Raw genomic sequence first — 26,120 nt, forward strand, 5'->3', positions numbered from 1 at the left:
AAATCAGCTCTTGTTAGATTGTCGACAATCTGCTTGTCTTGCAGAAATTCCTCCTGGGAGTCGACCCATGGCAAAGCTGGATTTCGGTCCGATCGCGGATACGACGCGCAGGGCGGAGATCGTCGCCCTGCTCAGGCGCGCCATCCTGACCGGCCAGTTGGAGCCCGGGCAGAAGCTCAACGAGCTCCGGATTTCCGAGCAGATGCGGGTGAGCCGCGCGCCGCTGCGCGAGGCGATGCGCGAGTTGGTGCAGGAAGGCATCCTGACCAGCATTCCTTACGCCGGAACCTTCGTGGTCGACGTCACCGCCAAGGACATCATCGACGCCTATTCGCTTAACAAGGTGCTCGATGAATTCGCCATCGAACTCGCCTGGCCGCAGCGCGACCAGCGCTTCTTCGACGAGCTCGACCGCCGCCATGAAGCGGTGAAGCAGGCGACACGGGCAAAGGACACCACGCGCCAGATCGAGACGGCGCTGCAACTGCACGGGCTGATCTACGAATGGGCCGACAATTCGGTGCTGCTGGAGACCTGGCAGCGCCTGACCAGCCGGCTGCAGATGTATTTCGCCCTGCACCAGCGGGCGCGCAACGAGCCGGTGCCGGCCGAGGACGTGCACGAGACCTATGTGGCGCTGCTCAAAGGCGCCGACATGCGCGCAGCGCAGCGCCATGCGCGCGAGCATATCGACCTCGATTTCGAGGAGCTTCTCGCCTATGCGCGCGGCCTCGAAAAGCGCGCGTCGAAGAACTGACYGACAAGCGGACGACGGCAAAGTGAAGATCAAGAGCATCAAGGCCTATCATGTCGTGCAGCCCTTCGTGGACGGGCCCTACCGCATGTCCAAGGGGCGCGTCGCCGATTGCTTCGACGCGGTGATCGTCGCCATCACCTCCGACAGCGGCCTGACCGGTTGGGGCGAGATGGCGCCGCTCGGCAATTTCTACTCGGCCGCCTTCCCGGCGGGAGCACGCGCGGGCGTGCCGGAGATCGCGCCGCATCTCATCGGCCAGGATCCGCGCGGGTTCGCCGGCATCGGCCGGCTGATGGACACGGTGTTCAAGGGCCACCCCTACATCAAGTCGGCGCTCGACATGGCGTGCTGGGACCTCGCGGCGCGAGCGGCTGATGTGCCGCTGGTGACCATGCTCGGCGGCCGCGAGAGCGACATGGCGGAGACCTACCGGGTCGTCACCCACGGCACGCTCGACCAGATGGCGGCTTTGGCCAAGCGGATCATTTCCGAGGGCTGCCGGCGCCTGCAGGTCAAGGTCGGCGGCAACGTGCATGACGACATCGAGCGGGTGACGACGGTGGCCGCTGCCGTGCCGAAAGGCACGGTGATCTTCTGCGACGCCAATGCCGGCTGGACGCCTTACCAGGCGCGGCAGTTCGCCGATGCCACGCGCGGCATCGACTACACATTCGAGCAGCCTTGCACGACGCTCGATGAGAACATGTCGGTGCGCCGCATGCTCGACAAGCCGATGGTGCTGGACGAGTCCGTCACCTCGCTGGGCGAGATGCTGGAGATCCATCGCCGCGGTGCCGCCGACGGGCTGACGCTGAAGATCTCGCGGCTGGGCGGCGTGACGCAGACACGACTGATCCGCGACGTCGCCGTCGATCTCGGCTTCATGATCACGGTGGAAGACACCGGCGGCGCCGAGATCGATACCGCGGCGATGGCGCATCTGTCGCTGTCGACACCGGCGGAACGCCGGCTGCACGCCATCGCCTTCCACGAATGGGTCACGGTGCGCACGGCCAGGAACGCGCCGCCGGTGACCGGCAGCCATATGGGCGTACCCGACGGCCCTGGCCTCGGCATCGATGTCGACCCCGGCCTGCTCGGCGAGCCCTTCTTCGAGATCGGCTGACATGAAGATCAGGCGCGTCAAGGCGACACCAATCAACTACAGGCTGGAAGCGCCTTACGTCTGGGTCTTCGGCGAGCTCGACGGCTTCTCGCCGACCATCGTCGAGGTCGAGACCGAGGACGGGCTCGTCGGCATCGGCGAAGCGCCGACGCCGGGCGCGGCGGCCATCATCAACGACGTGCTGGCGCCGAGACTCAATGGCCGGGACGCCTTCGACATCGCCGGCGCGGAGGAAGTCTGCCTGCCCTTCTGGAGCGGCGTGCAGTCGATCAACGACCGCACCCGCATCATGGCCTTCGGCGCCATCGAGATGGCGCTATGGGACCTGCGGGGCAAGGCGTGGAAGCAGCCGCTCTACCAATTGCTCGGCGGCGCGGTGCGCAAGGACATTCCCTTCACCGATTATTTCTCGCTGCGCGGCGACGGCGCCAAGGTGAAAGGCGAGAAGACACCGGAAGAGGTCGCCGACTACTGCGTCGAGCTCAACGAGCGCCACGGCACGACCTTCTTCGAAGGCAAGTTCTCAACGCACGATCCCAAAGTTTCCATGAAGATGGTCGAGCTGATCCGCAAGAGGCTCGGCGACGATGCGATGATCCGCATCGATTCCAACCAGGCTTATTCGCTGGCCACGGCCAGACAATTGGCGCGGCCATTGGAAGAACTCGGCGTGCGCAACTGGGAGGACCCGGTGGCGACCATCGAGGAGATGCGTGAGCTGCGCCGCCACACCTCGATACCGTTCTCGACCCACAACATCGACATCGCCCGCGCCATGGAGCTGAAGGTGCCGGACGCCTTCGTCGGCAACCCGACCGCGCATGGCGGCATCAACCGCATGCTGCGCTTCGTCGGCGCCTGCGAGCATGCCGGCATCGACTACTGGTGCTACAGCGGCGACACCGGCATCGGCAGCGCCTGCTACCTGCATCTGTGCGCCGCGCTCGGTTGGATCAGGGAGCCCAACCAGTCGCTGTTTCGCATGCAGCCGATGGACATTATCGAGGAAGGTCCGTTTACGCCGAAGAACAACACTGTGCCGGTGCCGGAAGGGCATGGCCTCGGGGTCACGCTGGTACGGGAAAGGCTTGCCGCCTGCCACCGCGACTTCGTCGAGAACGGTGCTTGCAACAAATATCACGACCCGGAAAAGCCCGGGACCTACCGCAGACTGCCGCTGAATTAGGAGGATGTCGAAAAGCTAGCAGGACTTATCTGGAAAAAGGCGGCCACAAGTCGCCTGGCCGACAGACAATTCATCAAGAAAATCTGACTTTTCCGTCCCAACGAGCGGATGGACCAGTCGGAACCGCATGCTACTGTACATCGACCGATACTGAGTGCCTGGACCGGAGAACTCCATGGAACTCGCAAATTGAATGCACCCGCCAACCACAACAACTGGGGAAAGGGCCTAGACCCATGAGCAAGAACTACCGCATTCTCGATCTCCTCCGCCGCGGGCGTACGCCGCTCGAAAACCATCTCATCGACGGCCTGATCGACGGCCGCATCAGCCGCCGCGAATTCGTGCGCCACGGCAGCCTGCTCGGCCTGTCGCTGCCGCTGCTCGGCCGCATCGGCATGGCCGCCGGTTTCGGCGCCGCGCCGTCGCTCGCGCGCGCCGGCGCGCCCGGCGCCACCATCCGCGTCGGCAGCAGCGTGCCGGCCGCCGCGATCGACCCGGTCACCATCGCCGACGCCGGCGGCCTGCTCGTCATGCAGCAGGTCGCCGAGTTCCTTTGCGTCGACGGTCCGGACCTCGTTCTGAAGCCGGCGCTGGCCGAGAGCTGGTCCCCCAACACCGACGGCACGGTGTGGACCTTCAAGCTGCGCAAGGGCGTGAAATTCCATTCGGGCGGCGAGATGAAGGCCGACGACGTGGTCGCCAGCATCGACCGTCTCGCCGATCCGGCAAACTCGTCCAACGCGCTGTCGGTGTTCACCGGCATCCTGCAGAAGGGCGCCTCGAAGAAGGTCGACGACTACACCGTCGAATTCCACCTCGACGCGCCGAACGGCAACTTCCCCTACATGCTGTCGTCCGACAACTACAACGCCGTCATCATCCCGGCGAGCTACAAGGGCGGTTACGAACAGAGCTTCGACGGCACCGGGCCGTTCAAGATCGAGAAATACACACCCAAGGTCGGCGCCTCCTTCGTGCGCAATGACGATTACTGGGGCGAGAAGGCTCTGCCGGACCGCACCGAATTCACCTTCTTCACCGACATCCAGCCGCAGATCCTGGCGCTGCAGGGCGGACAGATCGACATCATCAACCAGATGCCGGTGCTGGCGGGTGTCGCCGTGCTCAACGACCCGAATGTCGACATCATCAGCCTGAAGTCGTCGGCGCATCAGCAGCTGCATATGCATTGCGACGAAGGCCCGACGAAGGATGCCCGCGTGCGCCGCGCCATCGCGCTCTGCCTCGACCGCGAGAAGCTCGCCGCCGGCCTGATGAAGGGACGCTCGGCGCTCGGCAACGACAGCCCGTTCGCCGCCGTCTACCCTTCGACCGACACCAGCGTGCCGCAGCGCAAGCAGGATATCGCCCAGGCCAAGCAGTTGATGGAAGCGGCCGGCCTCGCTCAAGGCTTCAAGATGACGCTGACCACCGAGCGCTACCTGGAAATCCCGGAATACGCCCAGCTCATCCAGAACTGGGTCAAGGAAATCGGCATCGAGCTCGAGCTCAACATCCTCGACCAGAGCGCCTATTACGGCGATGCCGTGTTCGGCAAGTCGAACTGGCTGGATTCGGCGATGGGCATCACCGATTACGGCCATCGCGGCGTGCCCAATGTCTATCTCGCGGCGCCCTTGAAGAGCGACGGCACCTGGAACGCCGCGCATTTCAAGAACAAGGACTACGATCAACTGGCGACAAGCTATATCGCCGCCCTCGATCTCGAGGCGCAGAAGGCCGACGCCGGCAAGATCCAGAAGCTGCTGCTCGAGGAAACGCCGGTGATCTTCGGCTATTTCTACGACTATCTGACGGCGACGGCGAAAGGCGTGGCCGGCGTGCAGCCCACCGCCATGTCGCAGCTGTTCCTCGACAAGGCGTCGAAAGGCTGAGCATGAGGCAAGCGTAATCCCGCAAGCGCCGGCTTCGGAAGGGCTGGCGCTTCGCGGCCAAGCGCGACAGGGTGCCAAACGCCTTGCCCGTAGATGGCCGTAGCGGGATGATGCGACCCATGGGAACCGCTACCCTGCTCACCACAATGCATTGGGGGACCTACGAGGTCCGCGCCGAGAACGGCCGGCTCGTCGGCGTCGAGCCATGGAGCGGCGATCCTGACCCGTCGCCGATCGGCCGGTCGATGCTCGGCACGGTGCAGGGCGAGTTGCGCGTCGCCCGCCCGGCCATCAGGCGCGGCTGGCTGGAGGGAAACAGGTCCAGCCCGGCAAGCAGGCGCGTCGACGAACCCTTCGTCGAAGTCTCCTGGGAAACCGCGCTCGACATCGTGGCCGCCGAGCTGCAGCGCGTCCGCTCGACGCATGGCAACAGCGCGATCTATGCGGGCTCGTATGGTTGGGCGAGCGCCGGGCGCTTCCACCATGCGCAGGGGCAGGTCCACCGCTTCCTCAACACGATCGGGGGCTATACCGGCTCGGTGCTGAGCTATTCCTATGGCGCTGCCGAGATCATCCTGCCGCATGTGCTGGGCAGCACCGATGCGCTGACCGGCAATCACACCACCTGGGACGGGATCGAAGAACATGCCAAGCTGATCGTGGCCTTCGGCGGTCTGCCCTGGCGCAACACGCAGGTGCAGGGCGGCGGCTCGGCGCGGCACGAGGCTTCGGCGGCGCTGCGCAACGCCGTCGCCAACGGCGCGCGGCTGATCAACGTCTCGCCGGTGCGCGACGACGCGCCGCGCGGGACCGAGACCGAATGGCTGCCGCTAAGGCCGAACAGCGACACCGCCGTGATGCTGGCGCTCTGCCATGTGCTGATCCGCGAGGGCCTGCACGACGGGGCGTTCCTGACGCGCTACTGCACAGGTTTCGGGACCGTGCGCGCTTATATACTGGGCGATAGCGACGGCCAGCCGAAGGATCCAGCCTGGGCGGCGAAACTCAGCGGTGTCGATACCGCGACGATCGAAGCGCTCGCCCGCGACATGGCCGCCAACCGCACCATGCTGATGGTCAGCTGGTCGCTGCAGCGCGCCGATCATGGCGAGCAGCCCTACTGGGCGGCGATCACGCTCGCCGCTCTGCTCGGGCAGATCGGACTGCCGGGCGGCGGCATCGGCTTCGGCTATTCCTCGACCAACGGCGCCGGCAGGCCGGAGATGGGGTTCCGCTGGCCCTCGGTGCCGCAGGGCAGGAATGCCGTGGCGCATTTCATCCCGGTCGCGCGCATGGCCGACCTGCTGCTCAACCCCGGTGGATCGTTCGACTTCAACGGCGCCAGGYTGACCTATCCCGACATCAGGCTCGTGTACTGGGCCGGTGGCAATCCGTTCCATCACCACCAGGACCTAAACCGTCTGGTCGAGGCCTGGCAGCGGCCCGAGACTGTGATCGTCAACGAGCAATTCTGGACGGCGACGTCGCGTCACGCCGACATCGTGTTGCCGGTGACGACGCCGCTGGAGCGCAACGACCTCGCCTTCTCGAACCGGGAAAACCTCATCGTCGCCATGAAGCAGGCGATCGAGCCGTTCCAGCAGGCGCGCGACGATTTTGCCATCTTCGCCGACCTCGCCGCGCGCCTAGATACAAGCGAAGCCTTCACCGAAGGACGCGGCGCCGACGAATGGATCCGGCACCTCTATGGCCAGGCGGTAGAGAATGCCAATGCTGCCGGCGTGGAGATGCCGCCCTTCGAGCGCTTCTGGCACGACGGCCATGCCGACCTTGCGCGCTCGGTGACGTCGCAGACCTTTCTTGGCGCGTTCCGCGCCGATCCGGAGCAGCATCCGTTGGCGACGCCGTCCGGGCGCATCGAGCTGTTCTCGGCGACGATCGAGTCCTTCGGCTATGACGACTGTCCCGGCCACGCCGTCTGGCGCGAGCCGCGCGAATGGCTCGGCAATGAGAACCTTGCCGAACGGTTTCCCCTGCATCTGTTGTCGCCGCAGCCGGCCGACAAGCTGCACAGCCAGTACGACCACGGGTCGGTCAGCCGGGCGGGCAAGGTCGCGGGCCGCGCGCCGCTGCTGATCAATCGCGAGGACGCGGCGGCACGCGGCATCGTGGGCGGCGCGGTGGTCAAGATTTTCAACGAGCGCGGATCGTGCCTCGCCGGCGCCGTGCTCACCGACAGCCTGACCCCCGGCGTCGTGCAACTGCCGACCGGAGCCTGGTTCGACCCGGCACGGCCAGGCGAGCCGGAAGGCCTCGAAAAGCACGGCAATCCGAATGTGCTGACGCCCGATCGCGGCACGTCGCGGCTTGCGCAGTCGCCGACCTGCAATTCGACGCTGGTTCAGGTGTCGCGGTTTACGGGAACCGTTCCGCCCGTGACAGCCTTCGATCCGCCTGCCACTATTGATTTATCCGATTTGCCCGGCATGTCCGGGCGCAAAGGTCTTTCATAAGGAGACGACGCCATTCCAGCTTTCCTCGTCCGGCGCCTGGCATTGTCGCTCGTCACGCTGTTCCTGCTCAGCGTCATGGTGTTCCTCGGCGGCCAGGTGCTGCCGGGCAATGTCGGGCGTGCCATCCTGGGGCCGTTCGCCGACCAGCGCGCGGTGGATGCGCTGAACCATTCGCTCGGCGTCGACCGGCCGCTGCTTGTCCAATACGGAAGCTGGATCTGGAACTTCCTGCATGGCGACATGGGCACGTCCTATGTATTCCGCGCGCCGGTGGCGCCCTTCGTCATCGATGCGCTTGGCAATTCGATGAAGCTGGCGCTGGTCGCCTTCGTGCTGGTGGTGCCGATCGGCATCCTCGGCGGCGTCATCGCCGCGCTCAATTTCAACAGGCCGCTCGACCGCATCATCAGCCTTGGCGGTTTGTCGGTCACGGTGCTGCCCGAGTTCGTCACCGGCATCATCCTGATCCTGATCTTCGGGGTGTGGCTGCGCTGGCTGCCGATCGCCGCCGCCTGGCCGAAAGGCGCCGGCTTCTTCACCCAGCTCTACTACCTCATCCTGCCCTCGCTGCCGCTGTTCCTGGTGCTGTTCGGCTACATCGCGCGCATGGCGCGCTCCGGCATGATCGAGGCGCTCGATTCCGACTATACGAGGACGGCCGTGCTCAAAGGCCTGCCGTGGCGCACGGTGATCTGGCGCCATGTGCTGCGCAACGCGCTGCTGCCGACCATCACCGTGATCGCCACCCAGACCGGCTATCTCATCGGCGGCCTGGTGGTGATCGAGACTTTGTTCCGTTACCAGGGCATCGGCTCGCTGATCTTCACCGCTGCGCGCGGCAAGGATTTCCCGATGCTCGAGGCCGGCATCCTGACCATCGGCATCGTCTATGCGGTGGCCACGTTGGTCGCCGACTTCCTCTATTCGGTGCTCAATCCGCGCATCCGGCTGGGAGCAGAGCAATGAGCGCCACCGACACGCCTGTCAGCCTGCCGACGCCCGACACCGCACAGCGCAGTCCCTGGGGCGAGGTGCTGCATTCGCTGCTACGGTCCGGTACCTTCCTGACCGGGCTCGGCATCGTCGTCTTCTGGATCGTCTGCGCGCTGTTCGGCCAGCACTTCGTCCCCTACGATCCGCTGGCCAGCGACATCATCGATGCGCTGACGCCGCCGGCGGCCAATCACTGGTTCGGCACCRACCAGCTCGGCCGCGACGTGTTCTCGCGCGTCATTGTCGGCTCACGCGACATCCTCACCGTGGCGCCGCTGGCGACTATCCTGGCGACCATAGCCGGCACCGCGCTCGGCCTCGTCATCGGCTATTTCCGCGGCATCGTCGACGACATCGTCAGCCGCGTGCTCGAAGCCTTCATGGCGATCCCGGTGGTGATCATCGCGCTGCTCGCCATCGTCGCGCTCGGCACCTCCAAGATCACCGTCATCGTCGTCATCGGCCTGAGCTTCGCGCCGATCATCGCCAGGACGGTGCGTTCGGCGGTGCTGGCCGAACGCGAGCTCGACTATGTGGCCGCGGCAAAGCTGCGCCACGAGGGCGCGCTGCACACGATGTTCGTCGAGATCCTGCCCAACGTCATCCCGCCGATCCTGGTCGAGACGACGGTGCGGCTTGGCTATGCCATCTTCGCGGTCGCGACCCTCTCCTTCATGGGCTTCGGCATCCAGCCGCCGTCGCCAGACTGGGGCCTGTCGATCTCCTCCAATTACGGCATGATCGGCGGCGGCTTCTGGTGGACGGTGCTGTTCGATGCGCTCGCCATCGCCTCGCTGGTGATCGGCGTCAACCTCGTGGCCGACGGCGTGCATGGAGCGTTCAATGACTGACCCCAGGCAAGCCGCCAACGCGCTCGAGCTGAAGGACCTTTCGGTCGCCTATCGCGTCGGCCGCCGCAACCGCGCGGTGCTGCGCAACGTCAACCTGACCATCAAGGCCGGCGAGGCCTATGGGCTGGTCGGCGAATCCGGCTGCGGCAAATCCACCGTCGCGCTTTCAGTGGTGCGCTACCTGCCGCGCAACGGCTCCATCACCGGCGGCTCGATCGCGCTCGACGGCAAGGACGTCATGAAGCTCGATGCGGAGGCGCTCAGGCGCGCCCGCGCCGACAGCGTGTCGATGGTCTACCAGGACCCCGGCAAGGCGCTAAACCCGTCGCTGCGCATTGGCCGCCAGCTGACCGAAATCTTCGAGCTTGCCGGCGTCACCGGACAGGCGGCCGAGGACAAGGCGCTCGCCATGCTGAACCGGGTGCGTATCTCGGATCCGGCAGGCGTCATGCAGCGCTATCCGCATCAGCTCTCCGGCGGCATGCAGCAGCGCGTGGCGATCGCCATGGCGCTGGCCAACGATCCCTCGATGCTGATCCTCGACGAGCCGACGACCGGCCTCGACGCCACGGTCGAGGCGGAGGTGCTCGACCTGATCGGCCAATTACGGCGCGAGCTGTCGGCTTCAATCTTGTTCATCAGCCACAACCTCGCCGTCGTCTCCAACATGTGCGACCGCGTCGGCGTGCTTTATGCCGGCATGCTGGTCGAGGAAGGCTCGACCAGAGACGTCTTCAACGATCCGCGCCATCCTTACACGGTGGCCCTGCTGCGCTGCCTGCCGCGCGGCGGCCAGCGCAAGGACCAGGGCCGGCTCGACACCATCCCGGGCTTCCTGCCCGGCATCGGCGCCAACATCGTCGGTTGCGCCTTCGCCGACCGCTGCGCTCTGGYCACCGAACGCTGTCGCGCCGAGCCGCCGCCGCTCTATGAGCTCGGYGACGGCCGCCTGTCGCGCTGCCACTATCACGATCACGCGCAGTCGCTGCCGCGCGCAACGCCCGCCGAGATCGCCGCCGCCCAGCCGAAGCAGGCGCCGCCGGTGCTGCAGGTCGAGGGGCTGAACAAGACCTATGCCAGCCACGGCCGTCCGCTCAGGGCGGTGAAGGACGTCTCGGTGAGCCTCAGGCCCGGCGAGACGCTCGGGCTGGTCGGAGAATCCGGCAGCGGCAAGACGACCTTCGCCAGGCTCCTGCTCGGCCTTGTCCCGCCGGACGACGGCGGCTCGATCGAGCTCGAAGGCAAGAAGCTCGCGCCACGGCTTGCCAGCCGCTCGGAGGATCAGGTCAAGGCGGTGCAGATCGTCTTCCAGAACCCGGACTCCGCGCTCAACCGCTCGCATTCGATCCGGCATATCCTCTCCCGCGCCCTGAAGCGGCTGGGCGGGCTCACCGGCAAGACGCTGGACAACCGCCTGGAAGAGCTGGTCCGCTCGGTGCGGCTCACCGACCGGCACCTGGCGGTCAAGCCACGCCAGCTTTCGGGCGGGCTGAAGCAGCGCGTGGCGATCGCGCGCGCCTTCGCCGGCGATCCGCGCATCGTGGTCTGCGACGAGCCGACCTCGGCGCTCGACGTCTCGGTGCAGGCGGCGATCCTCAACCTTCTGGCCGACCTGCAGTCGAGACAGGATGTCTCCTACATCTTCATCTCGCACGACCTCGGCGTGGTGCGCTATCTCTCCGACAAGATCGCCGTGCTCTATCTCGGCCGCATCATGGAGTTCGGGCCGTCGGAAGCGGTCTTCTCCGGGCCGCACCATCCCTACACCGAAGCGCTGCTGTCGGCCGTGCCGAAGCTCGACCGCAGCGAGAGCGCGCGCATCCGTCTTGACGGCGAGATCCMGAGCGCGGCCAACCCGCCGACGGGCTGCGTCTTCCACACGCGCTGCCCCCGCAAGATCGGCGCGATCTGCGAGACAAAGGAGCCGGAGCTCGCCGAGGCCCAGCCGGGGCACACCATCCGCTGCCATATCCCCTACGACGAACTGGCGCGGCTGCAAAAGCCGAAGGCCGTGGAGCCGGCGTGATCGCGATCAGAACGCTGCCACGCTAAAGCGCGTCGCGATTTGTCAGATCGCGACGCGCTTTAGATTTTTTGATTACGCATGTCTTTATCCTGAAACCGGTGCCCACTTTCAGGAGACATGCTTGCCATACTAAAGGCGCGGTCGCTTTCCGCAAAAGCCTGATCGCTCGACAGGTGCCTGGCGAGCGTACGCAGCCCCGTGAGCGCAACGTCCAGCGCATCGGAAGATGCGGGGTTCTCCGGATAGGCAAGATAGATCGGGCGCTGGAACACCGGCGTGTCCTCGACGCGCTTCAGTTCGCCGCGCTCGATATGGGTGCTGACCGCGCTCAACGGCAGATAGGCGGCCGCCTTCTGCGACAGGACGTGCTGCAGGCCGATGAACACGAGCCCGGCCGAGATCGCCGGCTTCACCATGCCGGCAAAGGCGCGATCGTGCTCGATGCGGAACTCCAGACCCCAGTCCATCAGGATATAGTTTTGCGTCCACGGCCCGGACTGCGCCGTGTGCTGGACGAGAACCACCTGATCGACGGCCAGCGTTTCATAGACGATGCCGGGATGCGGCTTGGGCAGATAGAGGATGCAGATGTCGAGCAGGCCCTCGGCGATCTGGTCGACCGCCAGATCGGGGAAGCTGCCCTCCAGCCTGAGCGCCACGTTCGGCCGCTTCGCGCGCATCCAGTCGATCCAGGGCGAGGTGATGCTGTCCCAGAGATAGGCGGGCGCGGTGAGCCTGAGCAGCGTTTCGTAGCCATCGGGAACGGCGATGTCCTGGCGCGATTGCTCCCAGGTGCGGGTGATCGTCGAGGCATGCGGCAGGAACTGCCGGCCGGCCGGCGTCAACGTGACGCCATCGCTGTCACGGACGAAAAGCTTGCGCCCCAACTGCTCCTCCAGGCCGCGGATGCGCGCGCTGACGGTCGACTGGGCAAGGTTCAGGCGGCTCGCCGCGACGGTGAAGCTGYCATGCGCCGCGACCTCCAGGAAACTGCGCAGATTCTCGGTATCCATCACCCCTGCCCTCAAAACCACCGCCATCGAAATTTCCGATGGCCGCAATCAAAAAATATCGCTTTGCGGTCGCGGTCAACAGTGACCAGAATGCAAAGCCCCCGCGACAAACAGGGAATGCCGCCATGCCGAAGCATTTCAGGACGATCGACACCGCCCGCAAGACCCTCGGCGCAATCGAAAATTCCGCTATCGACGAATTGCTCGCCGGCAGGATCGGCCGCCGCGAATTCCTGCGCCATGGCAGCGTGCTCGGCCTGTCGCTGCCCTTCCTTGGCGGCATAGCCTCGGCCGTCGGCCTTGGTGTTCCGCAAGCGCGCGCCGAAGGCAAGCCCGGCGGCACGGTGCGTGCCGGTGTCGCCGTGCCTGGCGGCGCCATCGATCCGGTCACCTTCTATGATAGCGGCAGCTACCAGCTCGCCTTCCAGACGTCCGAGTTCCTGTGCGTGACGCAGCCCGACCTGACGCTGAAGCCGGTGCTCGCCGAAAGCTGGTCGCCCAATGCCGACGGCAGCGTGTGGACCTTCAAGCTGCGCAAGGGCGTGAAATTCCACAATGGCGAGGACTTCAAGGCCGACGACGTCGTGGCGACCTTCGACCGCCTCGCCGATCCGAACGGCCCGTCCAACGCGCTGTCGGTGTTCAAGGGCCTGCTGTCGAAAGGCAGCACGCGCAAGGTCGACGACCACACGGTCGAATTCCATCTCGACGCGCCGAACGGCAGCTTCCCCTATTCGGTGTCGATCGACAATTACAACGCCGTCATCCTGCCGGCGAGCTACAAGGGCGACTACGAGAAGACATTCGAAGGCACCGGGCCGTTCCGGCTCGAAAGCTACACGCCGAAGGTCGGCGCGAACTTCGTGCGCAATCCCGACTATTGGGGCGAGAAGGCGCTGCCCGACCGGCTCGAGTTCAAATTCTATGCCGACGTGCAGCCGCGGATTCTGGCACTGCAGGCGGGCGAGGTCGACGTCCTCGACGCGATCCCGCTCGACGTCAGCCAGGTAGTGCTCGGCAATCCGGACATCACCGTGCTGCGCGTCGCCTCGACCGCGCATCGCCAGCTCCATATGCGCTGCGACATGGCGCCCTTCACCGACAAGCGCGTGCGCCAGGCGCTGGCCTTGTGCATCGACCGCTCGCAACTGGTCGACGTCTCTGTCGCGGCATGGCGGCCACCGGCAATGACAGCCCGTTCGCTCCCGCCTTCCCGGTCACCGACAAGTCGGTGCCGCAGCGCACCAAGGACCTCACCAAGGCCAAGCAGCTGATGGAGGCGGCGGGCCTGGCCAACGGCTTCGACATGACGCTGACGACGCTGCGCTATTCCGACATCCCCGGATACGCGCAGCTCTTCCAGAACTTCGCCAAGGAAATCGGCGCGCGCATCTCGCTCAACATCGAAGACCAGGACAAATATTACGGCAAGGCGGTGTTCGGCCAGTCGGACTGGCTGGACAGCCCGCTCGGCATCACCGACTACGCGCATCGCAGCGTGCCGAACGTGTTCCTGAAAAGCCCGCTGGTCAGCGACGGTCCGTGGAACGCGGCGCATTTCAAGAACGCGACCTATGACGGGATGGTCAACAGCTATCTCAAGGCGCTCGACCTCGACTCCCAGCGCAAGGCCGCTTCCGACATCCAGAAACTGCTGCTGGACGAGACGCCCGTGATCTTCAGCTATTTCCCCGACCTCCTGGTGCCGGTGCGCAAGAATGTCAGCGGCCTGCCGCCGATCGCCGCCGGCCTGCTGCTCGATCGTGTATCGGTGACGTCATGACTACGGTTGCGCGAAAGAACCCGAGCCGGACGATTTCGGGTCGGACCGACCAGAAATCGTCTGGCTCTCCAATCAAAGAGATGGAGCATGATGCCGTCCGAAAACCGCTTCACACTTTTCGGCATCATGCTCTAGTGGCAAACGACGAGAAGAGGACGACGACCATTCGCAAACCCCATCTGCGCGGCCGCGGGCCGCATTTCCCGATCCTCGACAATATCGTGCAGTACGAGTTCGAACCGGGCTACGTCGCCTTCACCATGCCCTCGCCCAAGCGGATCAGGGTGCAGGTCGGGCCGATGATCGTCGCCGACACCACGAAGGCGCTGGTGTTCCAGGAAAGCGATCACCTGCCGGTCTACTATTTCCCGATGAGCGACATGCGCGAGGAGTTCCTGCTGCCGAGCAAGACAACGACGGAAGACCCGTTCAAGGGCGTCGCCACGCATTATTCCTTGAACACCGGCATCACGCTGGTCGAGGACGGCGCCTGGCGATACCTCAACCCCGTCAAGGGCTGCCCGCCGATCCAGGACTACATCTCCTTCTACTGGCCGAAGATGACCCATTGGTATGAAGAGGACGAAGAGATCTTCGTCCATGCCCGCGACCCGTTCCGCCGTGTCGACTGCCTGCCCTCCTCGCGGCGCGTACAGGTCATCCTCGACGGCGAGCAGGTGGCCGATTCACGGCGCGGCGTGTTCCTGTTCGAGACTGGACATCCGGTGCGCCACTATCTGCCGATATCGGATACCAGGCTCGATATGTTTTCGCCCAGCCGCTACATCTCGCGCTGCCCCTACAAGGGCATCTCCAACTACTACCATGTGACGACGCCCAAGAAGCGTCACGAGAACCTCGTCTGGTACTATCCAGAGCCGGTGCACGAGGCCGAGCGCATCAAGGGCCTCGTGTGCTTCCACCACGAGCTGGTCGACAAGATCCTGGTCGACGGGGTGGAGATCCCGAAGGAAGCGACGGCAGCGTCGGACGGGTATTTCTGAGCGCAAGCTCAAAACGATCAAGGGGCAGTCCGGCATATCGCCGAGCTGCCCTTTCTGTTTGTGGCTATGCTGGAATGGCGAGAACTACTCGGCCGCCACGCCCTTCACCTCGAGATAGCTCTCCATCGAATCGTCCAGCGCCTGCAGCCACGGCGTATGGTGGACCGGCGCCATGGTGCCGGTCATCAGCGAGCGGTAGGCGTTGTCGCGGAAGGTCATGATGTTTTCCATCTTGTGGTGCTCCCACTCCATGAAGGTGCGGTTGACCGCCTCGACGTCGAAGCCCGGATAGTCGGTCTGGTCCATCAGCTCCTTGGTGTAATCGCCCTGGAACCAGATCATCTGCTCGGCATCCTCCAGCGTCTCTTCGCGGGCGCGCCACTTGGCGCTGTGCTCGGCCATCGCCTCGGCCGACGGCAGCTTGATGCGACCCATGATGACGTCGCGCGCGTACCAGGCCTGCGCGTCGAACATGTTGAAGGTGTAGAACTGGTCCTGCATGCCGATGTAGAACAGCTTCGGATTCTTCTCCCAGACGACGCCTTCGTAGAGATCGAGCGGCCACATGCGGTTGGCGGTCTTGAGCTTGAGGTCGTCGGTCAGGAAGGGGAAGGCGTGCAGGTAGCCGGTGCACAGGATGATGGCGTCGACATCCTTGGTGGTGCCGTCCTTGAAATGCGCCGTCTTGCCGACGACCTTCTGCAGCAGCGGCACTTCCTTCCAGTTCTCCGGCCATTTGAAGCCCATCGGCTTTGAGCGGTAGCTGGAGGTGATCGATTTCGCCCCGTATTTGTAGCACTGCGAACCGATATCCTCGGCCGAATAGGRGCGGCCGATGATCAGAATGTCCTTGCCCTTGAACTCCATCGCATCGCRGAAATCGTGGCTGTGCAGGATGCGGCCGTTGAAGGTGGCAAAGCCCTCGAAATACGGCACGTTGGGCACCGAGAAATGGCCGGAAGCGACGACGACGTTGTCGAACTCTTCCGAGTAGGTGACGTCGTTGGTGCGGTCATGCGCGGTGACGGTGAACTTCCCGGTCTCGTCCGAATAGGTCACCATGCGCACCGGGCTGTTGAAGCGCACCCATTCGCGCACGCCGGATTTCTCGACCCGGCCTTTGATGTAATCCCAGAGCACGGCGCGCGGCGGATAGGAGGCGATCGGCCGGCCGAAATGCTCCTCGAAGGTGTAGTCGGCGAATTCGAGGCATTCCTTTGGGCCGTTCGACCACAGATAGCGGTACATCGAGCCGTGCACCGGGTCGCCATGCTCGTCGAGGCCGGTGCGCCAGGTGTAGTTCCACAGGCCGCCCCAGTCGGACTGCTTCTCGAAGCAGACGATTTCCGGGATCTCGGCGCCCTTGTCGGCGGCCGACTTGAAGGCCCGAAGCTGCGCCAGACCGGACGGTCCGGCGCCGATGACGGCAACACGAGATTTCATTGCAKGCCTCCTCTTTTTTGATTTCCCCAGCGAAACAAATTTCACTGACAGTGACAGTAATTAGGTCTTCGGTGCTGTCAACAAACATCTGCGGCAACGGCGTTTGCGTGAAACGGTTTTTCTGAGCAAAGGCGGCGGCCATCACGTTCAGGCCGGCGCGCCCGCGACATCCAGCGGCTTGCCGTGGTGGTTGCGCTTCCGTATCGCCACCGAATATGTTCACCTTGAGTGAAATAAATCCGCGGATTCGGGGGCGACATGGCGAACAAGACTTCTGACACAAAGCCCGCCGCTGCGGCCGCCAAGGCCAAGGCGCCGCCGAAACGCGTTTCGGCCGACGGGCGGACGATCCGCACGCCGCTGACACAGGACCCGCACGCCATTCGCGACACGCGCGAAAAGGTGCTCGAAGTGGCGATCGGCCATGAGGTGCGGGCCTTCCGCAAGAAGCTCGGCATCACCGTCGCCGATCTCGCCGCGGCGACAGACATTTCGCTCGGCATGCTGTCGAAGATCGAGAACGGCATCACCTCGCCGTCGTTGACGACGCTGCAGGCGCTGTCGCGGGCGCTGGGCGTTCCGGTGACCGCCTTCTTCCGGCGTTTCGAGGAAGAGCACAGCGCCGTCTTCGTCAAGGCGGGTGAAGGCGTCGATGTCGAGCGGCGCGGAACCCGCGCCGGCCATCAGTACAATCTGCTCGGCCATATCGGCGCCAACACCAGCGGCGTCGTCGTCGAGCCCTATCTCATCACGCTGACCGAGAATTCGGACGTGTTCCCGACCTTCCAGCACGCCGGCATGGAGTTCCTCTACATGCTCGAGGGCGAGGTCGTTTACCGGCACGGCAACAATCTCTATCCGATGAAGCCGGGCGACAGCCTGTTCTTCGACGCCGACGCGCCGCACGGACCGGAAGAGCTGACGCAGCTGCCGATGCGGTATCTGTCGATCATCTGCTATCCGCAGAACAGCGCAGGGTGATTGGACCGCCGCAGCCCCTCACCCGGATTGCCAAGGCCGAATTGCAAGAGCAATTCGGGGCAATCCGACCTCTCCCCCAGGGGAGAGGAGATCGTCGGCGCCGGCGCCTACTTCTTCTCCCCTCGGGGAGAAGGTGGCCGCGAAGCGGCCGGATGAGGGGGAGTCCCCCCTAATCCGGCCCAAACCCTGGACTCGTCGCACTCCCGTCATCGAGCTTCGACAGCCACTCCACCAGCGTCGGCCGATACCGCGTCAGGCCCTTGTAGGTGGCGAGTTCTTCCGGCAGGTCGCGGATGACGCGGTGCAGGCGGCGCGCCCATTTCGGCTGCGTGACCAATTCGTCCATCTTGATCAGGTAGCAGCGGATCGGGAAGACGATGGCGTTGGAGCGCGGCAGTCGCCAGAAGCTTTGCAGTTCGACGCGCAGATGCACCTTCTGGCCGACATTCTCCGGCGTGACGGTGGCGCGGTCCGGACCCCATTTGTGATAATTCTCGGGGCTGGTGTCGAGGCGCGGATTGATCGTCATCGTCCAGTTGAGACGCCGGGCCGGCTTGCCCTGCTGGATGTTGGTGAGGAATTTCAACGCGCGGGTGAAGATGCCCTTCTCATGCGCCAGCGGCACCGGCGCGTGCCATTCGAAGAAATTCATGCCGATGTCGAAATCGAGCGACCAGTCGGCCTGGGTGGTGACCATGCCGGCATCCATCCACAGATTGCCGTCGCGCTGGTCGAGGATGCAGAAATCGCCCTGGCTCTGGCGGGTGATGTATTCCATCGGGCCATAGGGCAGCGTCGAGGTGTCGCCGAAGGTGAAGGTGTCGTCTATGCCGAGCGGCCGGTTTATCCAGCGCCAGCGGTCGCCGTTCCGCTCCAGCGTGAAATGCTCGGGATAGCCAAGCGCCTGCTGCTCCATCAGAAGCTCGAGCAGGTCCCATCCGGCCAAGGTCATGTGCGGCAGCGACTGGCAGCGCAGCGGATCCTCGGCCAGCACCAGCGCGCGGTCCTGCATCTCGGCGACATAGTGCTCGTCGACGTCGATCAGGTTTTCGAGAACGCTGCCCTTCGGGCCGACGACATGCGGCTCGATGTTGACCGCGTACATGTAGGCGTCTTCGTTGAACGGGAAGGGAAAGCGCCTGATGTGCTCCGGRCTGTTCCTGAAGGTGTAGTCGTCGCGGAAAGTTTCCTTGCGAAAGGTGATGCCCATTGACGCCTCCTATCTTTCCAGGACCAGCGACTTGCCCTCGAAGCGCGAGACGCAAGGCATGATCTTGCAGCCGGAACGGTGGTCTTCCTCGCTCAGCCAGTGATCGTTGTGGATGAACTTGCCATCGGAGGAAATGACATTGGTCTCGCATTGGCCGCAGACGCCGCCGCGGCACAGATAAGGCGGGTCGACGCCGGCGGCCTCGATCGCCTCGAGCAGGCTCTGCTGCTCGCCGACGCGGATCGTCTTGCCGCTGACGGCCAAGGTCACGTCGAAAGGCGCGCCGGRCTGGGGCGCCGCGAAATGCTCGAAATGCACGGTCTCYGGCGGCCAGCCGAGGCTAGCGGCGCGATCGCGCACCCAGTTGATCATGCCGGCCGGACCGCAGACATAGAGATGCGTGCCGAGCGGTTGCGAGGACAAAAGCTTATCGAGATCGATGCGCTCCTCGCGGTCGTCGTGATAGAGCCTGACCCGGTTGCCGTAGCGCTGCTGCAAGACATCGGCATAGGTGCCGAGCGAAGCCGTGCGGCAGGTGTAATGCAATTCGAAATTGCCGCCGGCGCCGGCGAGCTGCGATGTCTGCGCCATGAACGGCGTGATGCCGATGCCGCCGGCCAGCATCAGGTGTTTCTTGGCTCTCAGATCCAGCGAGAACAAATTGACCGGATAGCTGATCACCATCTCCAGGCCGGGCTTGACCTGCCGGTGCATGAACAGCGAGCCGCCGCGGCCGACATCGTCGCGCCGCACCGAGATCGTGTATTCGCGCGTGTCGAGCGGCGAGCCCATCAGCGAATAGGGATTGAGCCGGGTGCGGTCGCCGTCGCGCATTTCGACCACGACATGGGCGCCGCCGGAAAAGGTCGGCAGCAGTCCGCCGTCGCGGCGGCGGAAATGGAAGCGCGTGACGAGCTCATTGACAGGGACGACGTCGCTGACGACGACGTCGAGCTTGGTGGTACCGGTGCTCATGGGAAGGCCTCCTCCATCGGAGGAATCTCGGAGCGATCCTCGGCGTTTATACAGACGCCCTGGAAGGCGGCGAGCCGGCGCGAATAGTGATCGCGCACCAGAAGCAGCAGGCCGCAATGCGAGCAGAGCGCCGGCTGCGTGGTCACATTCTCGGTGATGCCCTTGCAGTGCACGCATTGCACGCGGCGCGCCAGCGAGCCGCGATGCTCGGTTTGCATCGAGGTGTGGTCGATGCCGGCTTCGAGCGCCGCCTGCATGGCCTGGCCGATCAGGCCCTCGGTGCCGGCAAGATAGAGGCGCAACCCCATATGGGCGTTGGTCAGAGTTTGCCTCAGCCGCGGCAAGAGGCTGGCGAAGGACGGCGCGATATGGAGCTGCGCCGGCTTCAGCGCTTCGAGGGCGGCGACGTGCTTGCCCTCAGGCCCCGGAATGAAGACGATCTCGGCGCCGTCGAAAAAGCCGGGCAGCGCCTTGCCGGCCATGTCAGTGATCGCCAGCGCGCCTTCAGCGTCGGCGATGAAGAGATGGTGCTTACCCGGCTGCGGAGAGAGCGTTCCGTAGAGGGGCCGGCTGATGATCGTCTTGGCTGCCATTCGTCCTTCGTATCCTAGATCCCCTCCCCGTGATGATGCCTCAGCCCTTTGCCGTGCGCTTGGTCTTTTTCGGATCGTCGAACGGCAGCGGTTGCGCCGTCGCCTTGATCGAGCCACTCCTGTTGCGGATCTCGAGCTTGGTGTCCTTGACGGCGCAATCGACATCGAGGCGGGCGATGCCCATCGATTTCTCGACCAGCGGCGAATACATGGCGCAGGTTACCACGCCGACCTTTTTGCCGTCGCGGTAGACGGGCGCGCCCTCGTCGGCCGGCTCCTTGCCGTCGAGCAGCACGCCATAGATCTTGAAGCGTTCCTTGCCCTTCAGCCGGTAGTGTTCTTCAGCGCCGCGGAAGCCGGTCTTGCCGGGGCTGACGGTGAAGTCGAGGCCAAGCTCCCACAGCGTGTCGCCAGGGCCTTCGTTCTCGAACGGATATTTCTGCGAATTGTCGTAGGGGTAGAAGAGCAGGTAGCTCTCGACGCGCAGCATGTCGAGCGTGGTGAAGCGGCAAGGAATGATGCCGGCGCTCTTGCCCTCCTCGAGGATCCTGTCCCAGATCGTTCCGGCGTCCTGGCCGCGGCAGAAGATCTCGTAGCCGCGCTCGCCGGTGTAGCCGGTGCGCGAGATCATGACGGGCAAGCCGAAGAGCTGCGTCTGCATGTGATGGAAGTAGTTAAGGTCGCGGATGCCGGGCACATGCTTGGCGAGATAGTCGACCGCGGTCGGGCCTTGCAGCGAGAGGTCATGCAGATTGTCGTCGAAGCGCAGCGAGACATCGCGACCCATGGCAGYGCGCTGCAGCTCCTCATGACCGGTGCCGGAGCCGTGCACGACCATCCACGAGTTCGGGCTGATGCGGTAGAGAATGCAGTCGTCGGTGAATTTTCCCGCCTCGTTCAGCATGCAGGCATAGGCCGACTTGCCGGGATAGATCTTCTCCACGTCGCGCGTCGTGGCGAGGTCGATGAGATGCGAGGCGTGCGGCCCGGTGATATGGACCTTCTTCAGGCCGGAGACATCCATCAGCCCGGCCTTGGTGCGGATCGCGATATATTCCTCGTCGGCGTCCTTGTCATAGGTCCAGGCGGTGCCCATGCCGCTCCAGTCCTCGAGCTTCGAGCCGAGCGCGCGATGGCGATCCGCCAGGGTCGAGAATCTCCAGGATGCCGTCATCCGATCGTCCTCCGTGCAATCTAGGTCGCTTTAAGCGGTTGCTGTTCCCTGCTCCTGCTTGGCGGCGGAGCTTGCTCGAATATTGACCGCAAACGGCGAAGCCCTGCAATCCCCTTGAAGCAAATAATTTCATTGTCAGGCAAGTTTCTTGACTGGGAACAAACGGTTTACGATGCGTAAATCCGGCTTGACAATTTCGGGAATCGGGCAGAACTTATGAAAAAAATTTCACTCTGTTGAAAGAGTGGACGCCCGGTCGATTTCGGGGCCGGACGTCGCCAGAAGGGGAAAACCGATGTCCGACCTGCAGCAGCGCATTGAAGCGCTGTACCGTTCCGACGTGCGCGGATCCGTGCTCCTGATCGTTTGCCTGTGGGCGACGATCCTCTTCGTCCTCCTGATGACCTGGACCTACATCCCCGACGGCGGGATCAAGCTCGTGGTGGCGATCGCGGCCGCAGCGGTGCTGATCTTCAACACCGCGGCGATCCTCGCCATGCTCAACCACTACAAGGAAGACAAGGACTTCATCTACGGGCTCGACATCAAGAACGCCGACGCGGCCCGCAACCGTCAATCCTGAGGGAGAAACCATGGCCCGCTATACCCCGCCGGAGCAGAGCAAGGCCGGACAGATCCTCGACATCGCCGTCGTGGTGGTCGCTATCTTCGTGGCGCTGTGGCTGCCGCTGAAGCTCGGCCTCGCCGGAGCGGCCAAGTCGATCGACCCGCTTGATGCCAAGACCTGGGACGCGCTCGGCCAGAACGCCACCATGGCATCGATCTGGGAGAAGCTCGGCTACACGCCGGAGACGGCGCACGACATCATCCAGAATCGCTTCCACTACATCATCGACTGGCCGACGCTGATCATCATGGCGATCGTGCTGATCGCCTATTTCGTCTTCCTGTTCCGCGCCTCCGATAAGGAATATCGCGAGGTCATCAACGAGAAGTTCGACGACAAATAGACCTTCGACGACGACCAATAGTCCGGGGAAAACATCATGTGGATGGGACTGTCTTACGTTTGCTGGGGCATCTCGGCCGTGCTTGYGGCGTGGATGCTCTACGACTGGTTCAAGGTCGACACGACCTATTCCGAGGCCGTGCTGACATCCTCGCGCGAAGGCGAGCTTGAAGCCGTTTCCGAAARGCACCGGATCTGAGTGGGGACTGAGCAATGACGGCTGCTGTTGATACGGGACAGACGACGACGATCCATGGCGACAGGGTCTCGCTGCTTCGGGTGCTGGGCCCGGCGCATGTCTGGGCGCTGGGCGTCGGCATCGTGCTGGTCGGCGAGTTCACCGGCTGGAATTTCTCCGCCGACAAGGGCGGCGCGCTCGCAGCGCTGATCGTCTGCTGGATCGTCGGACTGCTCTACACATCGGTCGCCATGATCGACTCGGAGGTGACATCCACCGTCGCCGCCGCCGGCGGCCAGTACGCGCAGGCCAAACACATCGTCGGGCCGCTGATGGCCTTCAACGTCGCGCTGTTCCTGGTCTTTGCCTACACCATGCTCGAAGTGTCGGATGCGATCCTGCTTGGCGATACCATCGTCGCCAAGGCAGGCGCCGAAGGACTGACGCATAATTCCTTCATCGCCGCCACCATCGTGGTGCTCGCCTGGCTCAATTATCGCGGCGTGCTGATGACACTCAACGTCAATTTCGTCATCACCGCGATCGCCTATATCTCGATCGTCATCCTGTTCTTCTCCGTCAGCCCATGGACGCAAGGCGCGGTGCTGAAGCTCAACGAGCTGGTCACGCCCGGCAACGCGCTGCCCTATGGCTGGATCGGCGTCATCGCCGCCTTCCAGTTCGGCATCTGGTATTATCTTGGCATCGAGGGCACCACCCAGGCGGCCGAGGAAGTGCGCTCGCCGGCGCGCTCCCTGCCCTACGGCACCATGGCCGGCATGATCACGCTTCTGATCGCCGCGGCGATGACCTGGTATGTCTGCGCCTCGCTGATGCCCTGGGAATATCTCGGCATCACCTATTATCCGCTGTGGGACGCCGGCAAGCTGACCGGCAGCCCGCTGCTCGAAGAACTTCTGTTCGTCGCCACACTGCTGGCAGCACTCGCCTCGGCCAATGGCTGCATCAACGACGCGGCGCGCGCCTGGTTCTCGCTCGGCCGCGACCGCTACCTGCCGAGCTGGTTCTCGGCGGTGCATCCGAGGTATCGCACGCCCTATCGCTCGATCCTGTTCCTGCTGCCGATCGCGCTGGCCTTCGCCTTCATCGCCGACCTCAACCAGGCGATCACCTTCTCGATCCTGTCGGGCGTGCTGCAATACACTTTCATGAGCATCAACATCATGATGTTCCGCAGGAAGTGGCCATTGGGCACGATCCGTCGCGGCTACACGCATCCCTTCCATCCGCTGCCGGCGATCGTGCTGTTCTGCCTGTGCATGGTGACGTTCTTCGCCATCTTCCTCGGCTTCGGCTCGCAGCTGATCGCGATGACGGTGTTCTACTTCCTGATCTCGCTGTGGTTCCACTTCTACCGCTACAAGTTCGTGCGGCGCGGCGACCAGTTCTCCATGCCGTGGCCGAAGCCGCAGGGTTATTGAGTGGAGTGAAGGCCCGCCTGTCGACGGCGGGCCATGGCGTGTCGAAATGTCGGAACTGACATCAGTATTGCTTGCCGGGGCGATCGCATTGGGGGTCGCCGGCCATATTGCCTGGCTGGCGCGCGCCGGCCGCAACAGGGCGAAGGCGGCCTTGGCCGCCGATATGGCGAGCGTCCGCAGCGTCGTTCCCGATGCCGCCGACATTTCCGACGGCACGGCCGGCGTCGTCACCTGGGCCGGCTCCTGGAACGGTCAGCGCGTTCAGCTGCGCACCATCGTCGACACGCTGGCGACGCGAAAGCTGCCGACGCGCTGGCTCAGCGTTTCGATCACCGAGCCGGTCGCGGTGCCGGGTGTCTTCGACATGATGATGCGGCCGAATTCGGCGACGACATTTTCCAATTTCGATCATCTTGCGCACACGCTGCCGAAAGTGCTGGGCTTTCCCGCCGATGCGGTGCTCAAGACGGACCGCAAAGGCGTCGCGTTCCCGCAGGATCTGATCGCCACGCACACCGACATCTTTGCCGAAAGCCGCGCCAAGGAATTGCTGATCACGCCAAAGGGCGTGCGCATCGTGTGGCGGCTGGCCGAGGCCGAGCGCGCGCGCTACGGCGTGTTCCGGCAGGCCGCCTTCGGCGATGCCGGGATCGATCCGGCCTTGATCAAACGGTTGCTCGAGGCGGCCTCGACGCTTCGCCAAGCCATCAACCGGCGCGAAAGGCGGGCGGCATGAGCGACGGAACCGCCACCCCTGCCCCGATAAATCCCTATTTCGTGCTCGGCGCCGCGATCGTTTTGCCGGCAAGCGGCCACGTCATGCTCGGCGTGCCGGCGCGCGGCCTGCAGTTCCTTTTCTTCATGGTGATCCTCGGCTGGATAACGACCAAGATGGCGCCGGCCGACGCCAGCTTCATCGGCCGCCATGCCGGCGGCTTCCTGATCTATGCCTTCTCGATCCTCGACGCCTATCGGCTTGCGCGCATCCGCCATGCGATCTGGGTTCACAAGGCGCGTCCGGACAGCGATAGTGCCGACGGCAATGCGTCGCCCAATATATAACGACAGGAAAATTTCTTTCATACCATTGAATTTGGCAAACTCATTGGGTACATCATCAGAGAGCAAAAAACGCTGGAGGCTGGCATGTGCGGGATCGTCGGACTTTTCTTGAAGGACAAGGCGCTGGAGCCGAAGCTCGGCGCCATGCTGTCGGAGATGCTGGTGTCGCTCAGCGACCGCGGGCCCGACAGCGCCGGCATCGCCATCTACGGCGCGGCCACCGGCAATGAAGCCAAGATCACCGTGCAGTCGCCGAAGCCCGATCGCGATTTCCGCGGCCTCGACGCCGAGCTCGCCAAGGCGATCGGCGCACCGGTGAGCGTCGCGGTCAAGTCCACGCATGCGGTGATCCGGACCACGCCGGACAAGGTCGACGCCGCGCGCGAGACGCTGCAGACGCTCCGGCCCGACATCCGCGTCATGGGCGCTGGCGAGGCGGTGGAGATCTACAAGGAAGTCGGCCTGCCCGAGGCCGTCGTCGAACGCTTCGGCGTGCGCGCGATGACCGGCACGCATGGCATCGGCCACACCCGCATGGCGACGGAATCGGCGGTGACGACGATGGGAGCGCATCCCTTCTCGACCGGCGCCGATCAGTGCCTGGTGCACAATGGCTCGCTCYCCAACCACAACAATGTGCGCCGCGAGCTGATCCGCGACGRCATGACCTTCGAGACCGAGAACGACACGGAAGTGGCGGCCGCCTATCTCTCCAACCGGATGGCGCATGGCAAGAATCTCGGCGAGGCGCTGGAAGGCACGCTCTCCGACCTCGACGGCTTCTTCACCTTCGTCGTCGGCACCAAGAACGGCTTCGGCGTGGTGCGCGACCCGATCGCCTGCAAGCCGGCCGTCATGGCCGAGACCGACCAGTATGTCGCCTTCGGCTCTGAATATCGTGCGCTCACCAAGCTGCCCGGCATAGACAATGCGAGGGTCTGGGAACCGGAGCCCGCAACCGTCTATTTCTGGGAGCATTGA

Annotated in this window: 23 protein-coding genes and 1 pseudogene; 18 read left to right on the forward strand and 6 right to left on the reverse strand. The window is 64.2% G+C overall.

What is annotated here, in order from left to right; translation table 11 throughout:
- Positions 1-67: 67 nt before the first annotated feature.
- The 8 genes from LCM4577_RS26155 to LCM4577_RS26190 all read left to right on the forward strand — a co-directional run bounded on the left by LCM4577_RS26155 (position 68) and on the right by LCM4577_RS26190 (position 11,311).
- Positions 68-757 carry a GntR family transcriptional regulator gene (locus LCM4577_RS26155; protein ID WP_071035414.1) on the forward strand — a complete coding sequence of 230 codons (690 nt, stop codon included), beginning with the start codon at positions 68-70 and terminating at the stop codon, positions 755-757.
- 22 nt (positions 758-779) lie between these two features.
- Complete coding sequence (locus tag LCM4577_RS26160) at positions 780-1,883, forward strand: mandelate racemase/muconate lactonizing enzyme family protein (RefSeq protein WP_071074089.1); 1,104 nt, start codon at positions 780-782, stop codon at positions 1,881-1,883.
- A 1-nt stretch (position 1,884) separates the two neighbouring features.
- Positions 1,885-3,069, forward strand: coding sequence for a mandelate racemase/muconate lactonizing enzyme family protein (locus LCM4577_RS26165; RefSeq protein ID WP_071074090.1), 1,185 nt, complete (start codon positions 1,885-1,887; stop codon positions 3,067-3,069).
- Positions 3,070-3,305: 236 nt separating this feature from the next.
- The gene (locus tag LCM4577_RS26170) at positions 3,306-4,967 is read left to right on the forward strand and encodes an ABC transporter substrate-binding protein (RefSeq protein WP_041006025.1); all 1,662 of its coding nucleotides are present in this window, start codon (positions 3,306-3,308) and stop codon (positions 4,965-4,967) included.
- Positions 4,968-5,086: 119 nt separating this feature from the next.
- Entirely contained in the window at positions 5,087-7,441 is a 2,355-nt protein-coding gene (locus LCM4577_RS26175; RefSeq protein WP_071074091.1) for a molybdopterin guanine dinucleotide-containing S/N-oxide reductase, read from the forward strand.
- Between the two features lie 12 nt (positions 7,442-7,453).
- Positions 7,454-8,407 (forward strand): ABC transporter permease, encoded by a 954-nt coding sequence (locus tag LCM4577_RS26180; RefSeq protein ID WP_116390173.1) that lies wholly within the window; start codon positions 7,454-7,456, stop codon positions 8,405-8,407.
- Positions 8,404-9,285: an ABC transporter permease gene (locus LCM4577_RS26185; RefSeq protein ID WP_071074092.1), complete on the forward strand. Its 882-nt coding sequence runs from the start codon at positions 8,404-8,406 to the stop codon at positions 9,283-9,285. The genes LCM4577_RS26180 and LCM4577_RS26185 overlap by 4 nt, the downstream gene beginning before the upstream one ends.
- On the forward strand, positions 9,278-11,311 hold the full coding sequence (locus LCM4577_RS26190; protein ID WP_071074093.1) for an ABC transporter ATP-binding protein: 2,034 nt from the start codon (positions 9,278-9,280) through the stop codon (positions 11,309-11,311). Before LCM4577_RS26185 ends, LCM4577_RS26190 begins: the two co-directional genes overlap by 8 nt.
- Positions 11,312-11,370: 59 nt before the next feature.
- On the opposite strand, the gene LCM4577_RS26195 is transcribed toward LCM4577_RS26190, so the two are convergent.
- Entirely contained in the window at positions 11,371-12,324 is a 954-nt protein-coding gene (locus tag LCM4577_RS26195; protein WP_071074094.1) for a LysR family transcriptional regulator, read from the reverse strand.
- A gap of 125 nt (positions 12,325-12,449) precedes the next feature.
- Between LCM4577_RS26195 and LCM4577_RS26200 the strand changes: the two are divergent.
- Together LCM4577_RS26200 and LCM4577_RS26205 are read left to right on the forward strand one after the other, a co-directional pair.
- Positions 12,450-14,107, forward strand: a pseudogene (locus LCM4577_RS26200) (ABC transporter substrate-binding protein).
- Positions 14,108-14,313: 206 nt separating this feature from the next.
- Entirely contained in the window at positions 14,314-15,111 is a 798-nt protein-coding gene (locus tag LCM4577_RS26205) for a DUF427 domain-containing protein (RefSeq protein ID WP_338012046.1), read from the forward strand.
- A gap of 84 nt (positions 15,112-15,195) precedes the next feature.
- On the opposite strand, the gene LCM4577_RS26210 is transcribed toward LCM4577_RS26205, so the two are convergent.
- Positions 15,196-16,554, reverse strand: coding sequence for an NAD(P)-binding domain-containing protein (locus tag LCM4577_RS26210; protein ID WP_071074096.1), 1,359 nt, complete (start codon positions 16,552-16,554; stop codon positions 15,196-15,198).
- Positions 16,555-16,812: 258 nt separating this feature from the next.
- Between LCM4577_RS26210 and LCM4577_RS26215 the strand changes: the two genes are divergently transcribed.
- The gene (locus tag LCM4577_RS26215; RefSeq protein ID WP_071035405.1) at positions 16,813-17,535 is read left to right on the forward strand and encodes an XRE family transcriptional regulator; all 723 of its coding nucleotides are present in this window, start codon (positions 16,813-16,815) and stop codon (positions 17,533-17,535) included.
- A 169-nt stretch (positions 17,536-17,704) separates the two neighbouring features.
- On the opposite strand, the gene LCM4577_RS26220 is transcribed toward LCM4577_RS26215, so the two are convergent.
- From LCM4577_RS26220 to LCM4577_RS26235, 4 genes are read right to left on the reverse strand one after another with little or no spacing between them, the layout of a single operon-like run.
- Positions 17,705-18,745 (reverse strand): DUF3445 domain-containing protein, encoded by a 1,041-nt coding sequence (locus tag LCM4577_RS26220; protein ID WP_040990894.1) that lies wholly within the window; start codon positions 18,743-18,745, stop codon positions 17,705-17,707.
- A 9-nt stretch (positions 18,746-18,754) separates the two neighbouring features.
- A complete protein-coding gene (locus LCM4577_RS26225) occupies positions 18,755-19,720 on the reverse strand; it encodes a PDR/VanB family oxidoreductase (protein WP_071074097.1) in 966 nt (321 codons plus the stop codon).
- On the reverse strand, positions 19,717-20,313 hold the full coding sequence (locus LCM4577_RS26230) for a dimethylamine monooxygenase subunit DmmA family protein (protein ID WP_071035402.1): 597 nt from the start codon (positions 20,311-20,313) through the stop codon (positions 19,717-19,719). Before LCM4577_RS26230 ends, LCM4577_RS26225 begins: the two co-directional genes overlap by 4 nt.
- A gap of 40 nt (positions 20,314-20,353) precedes the next feature.
- Positions 20,354-21,487, reverse strand: coding sequence for an aminomethyltransferase family protein (locus LCM4577_RS26235; RefSeq protein ID WP_071074098.1), 1,134 nt, complete (start codon positions 21,485-21,487; stop codon positions 20,354-20,356).
- A gap of 295 nt (positions 21,488-21,782) precedes the next feature.
- Here LCM4577_RS26235 and LCM4577_RS26240 point away from each other — a divergent pair, with 295 nt between their 5' ends.
- The 7 genes from LCM4577_RS26240 to LCM4577_RS26270 all read left to right on the forward strand — a co-directional run bounded on the left by LCM4577_RS26240 (position 21,783) and on the right by LCM4577_RS26270 (position 26,120).
- Positions 21,783-22,070 carry a hypothetical protein gene (locus tag LCM4577_RS26240; RefSeq protein WP_040990885.1) on the forward strand — a complete coding sequence of 96 codons (288 nt, stop codon included), beginning with the start codon at positions 21,783-21,785 and terminating at the stop codon, positions 22,068-22,070.
- Between the two features lie 10 nt (positions 22,071-22,080).
- A complete protein-coding gene (locus tag LCM4577_RS26245) occupies positions 22,081-22,458 on the forward strand; it encodes a hypothetical protein (RefSeq protein WP_041009033.1) in 378 nt (125 codons plus the stop codon).
- A 36-nt stretch (positions 22,459-22,494) separates the two neighbouring features.
- Positions 22,495-22,656, forward strand: coding sequence for a hypothetical protein (locus LCM4577_RS26250; protein ID WP_116390174.1), 162 nt, complete (start codon positions 22,495-22,497; stop codon positions 22,654-22,656).
- A 14-nt stretch (positions 22,657-22,670) separates the two neighbouring features.
- Positions 22,671-24,077, forward strand: coding sequence for an APC family permease (locus LCM4577_RS26255; protein ID WP_040990879.1), 1,407 nt, complete (start codon positions 22,671-22,673; stop codon positions 24,075-24,077).
- Positions 24,078-24,123: 46 nt separating this feature from the next.
- Positions 24,124-24,813 (forward strand): hypothetical protein, encoded by a 690-nt coding sequence (locus LCM4577_RS26260; protein WP_071035397.1) that lies wholly within the window; start codon positions 24,124-24,126, stop codon positions 24,811-24,813.
- Entirely contained in the window at positions 24,810-25,139 is a 330-nt protein-coding gene (locus LCM4577_RS26265; protein ID WP_071074099.1) for a hypothetical protein, read from the forward strand. Before LCM4577_RS26260 ends, LCM4577_RS26265 begins: the two co-directional genes overlap by 4 nt.
- A gap of 84 nt (positions 25,140-25,223) precedes the next feature.
- Positions 25,224-26,120: a glutamine amidotransferase family protein gene (locus LCM4577_RS26270; RefSeq protein ID WP_071074100.1), complete on the forward strand. Its 897-nt coding sequence runs from the start codon at positions 25,224-25,226 to the stop codon at positions 26,118-26,120.

This window comes from Mesorhizobium sp. LCM 4577 (assembly GCF_001854795.2).
GTDB lineage: Bacteria > Pseudomonadota > Alphaproteobacteria > Rhizobiales > Rhizobiaceae > Mesorhizobium > Mesorhizobium plurifarium.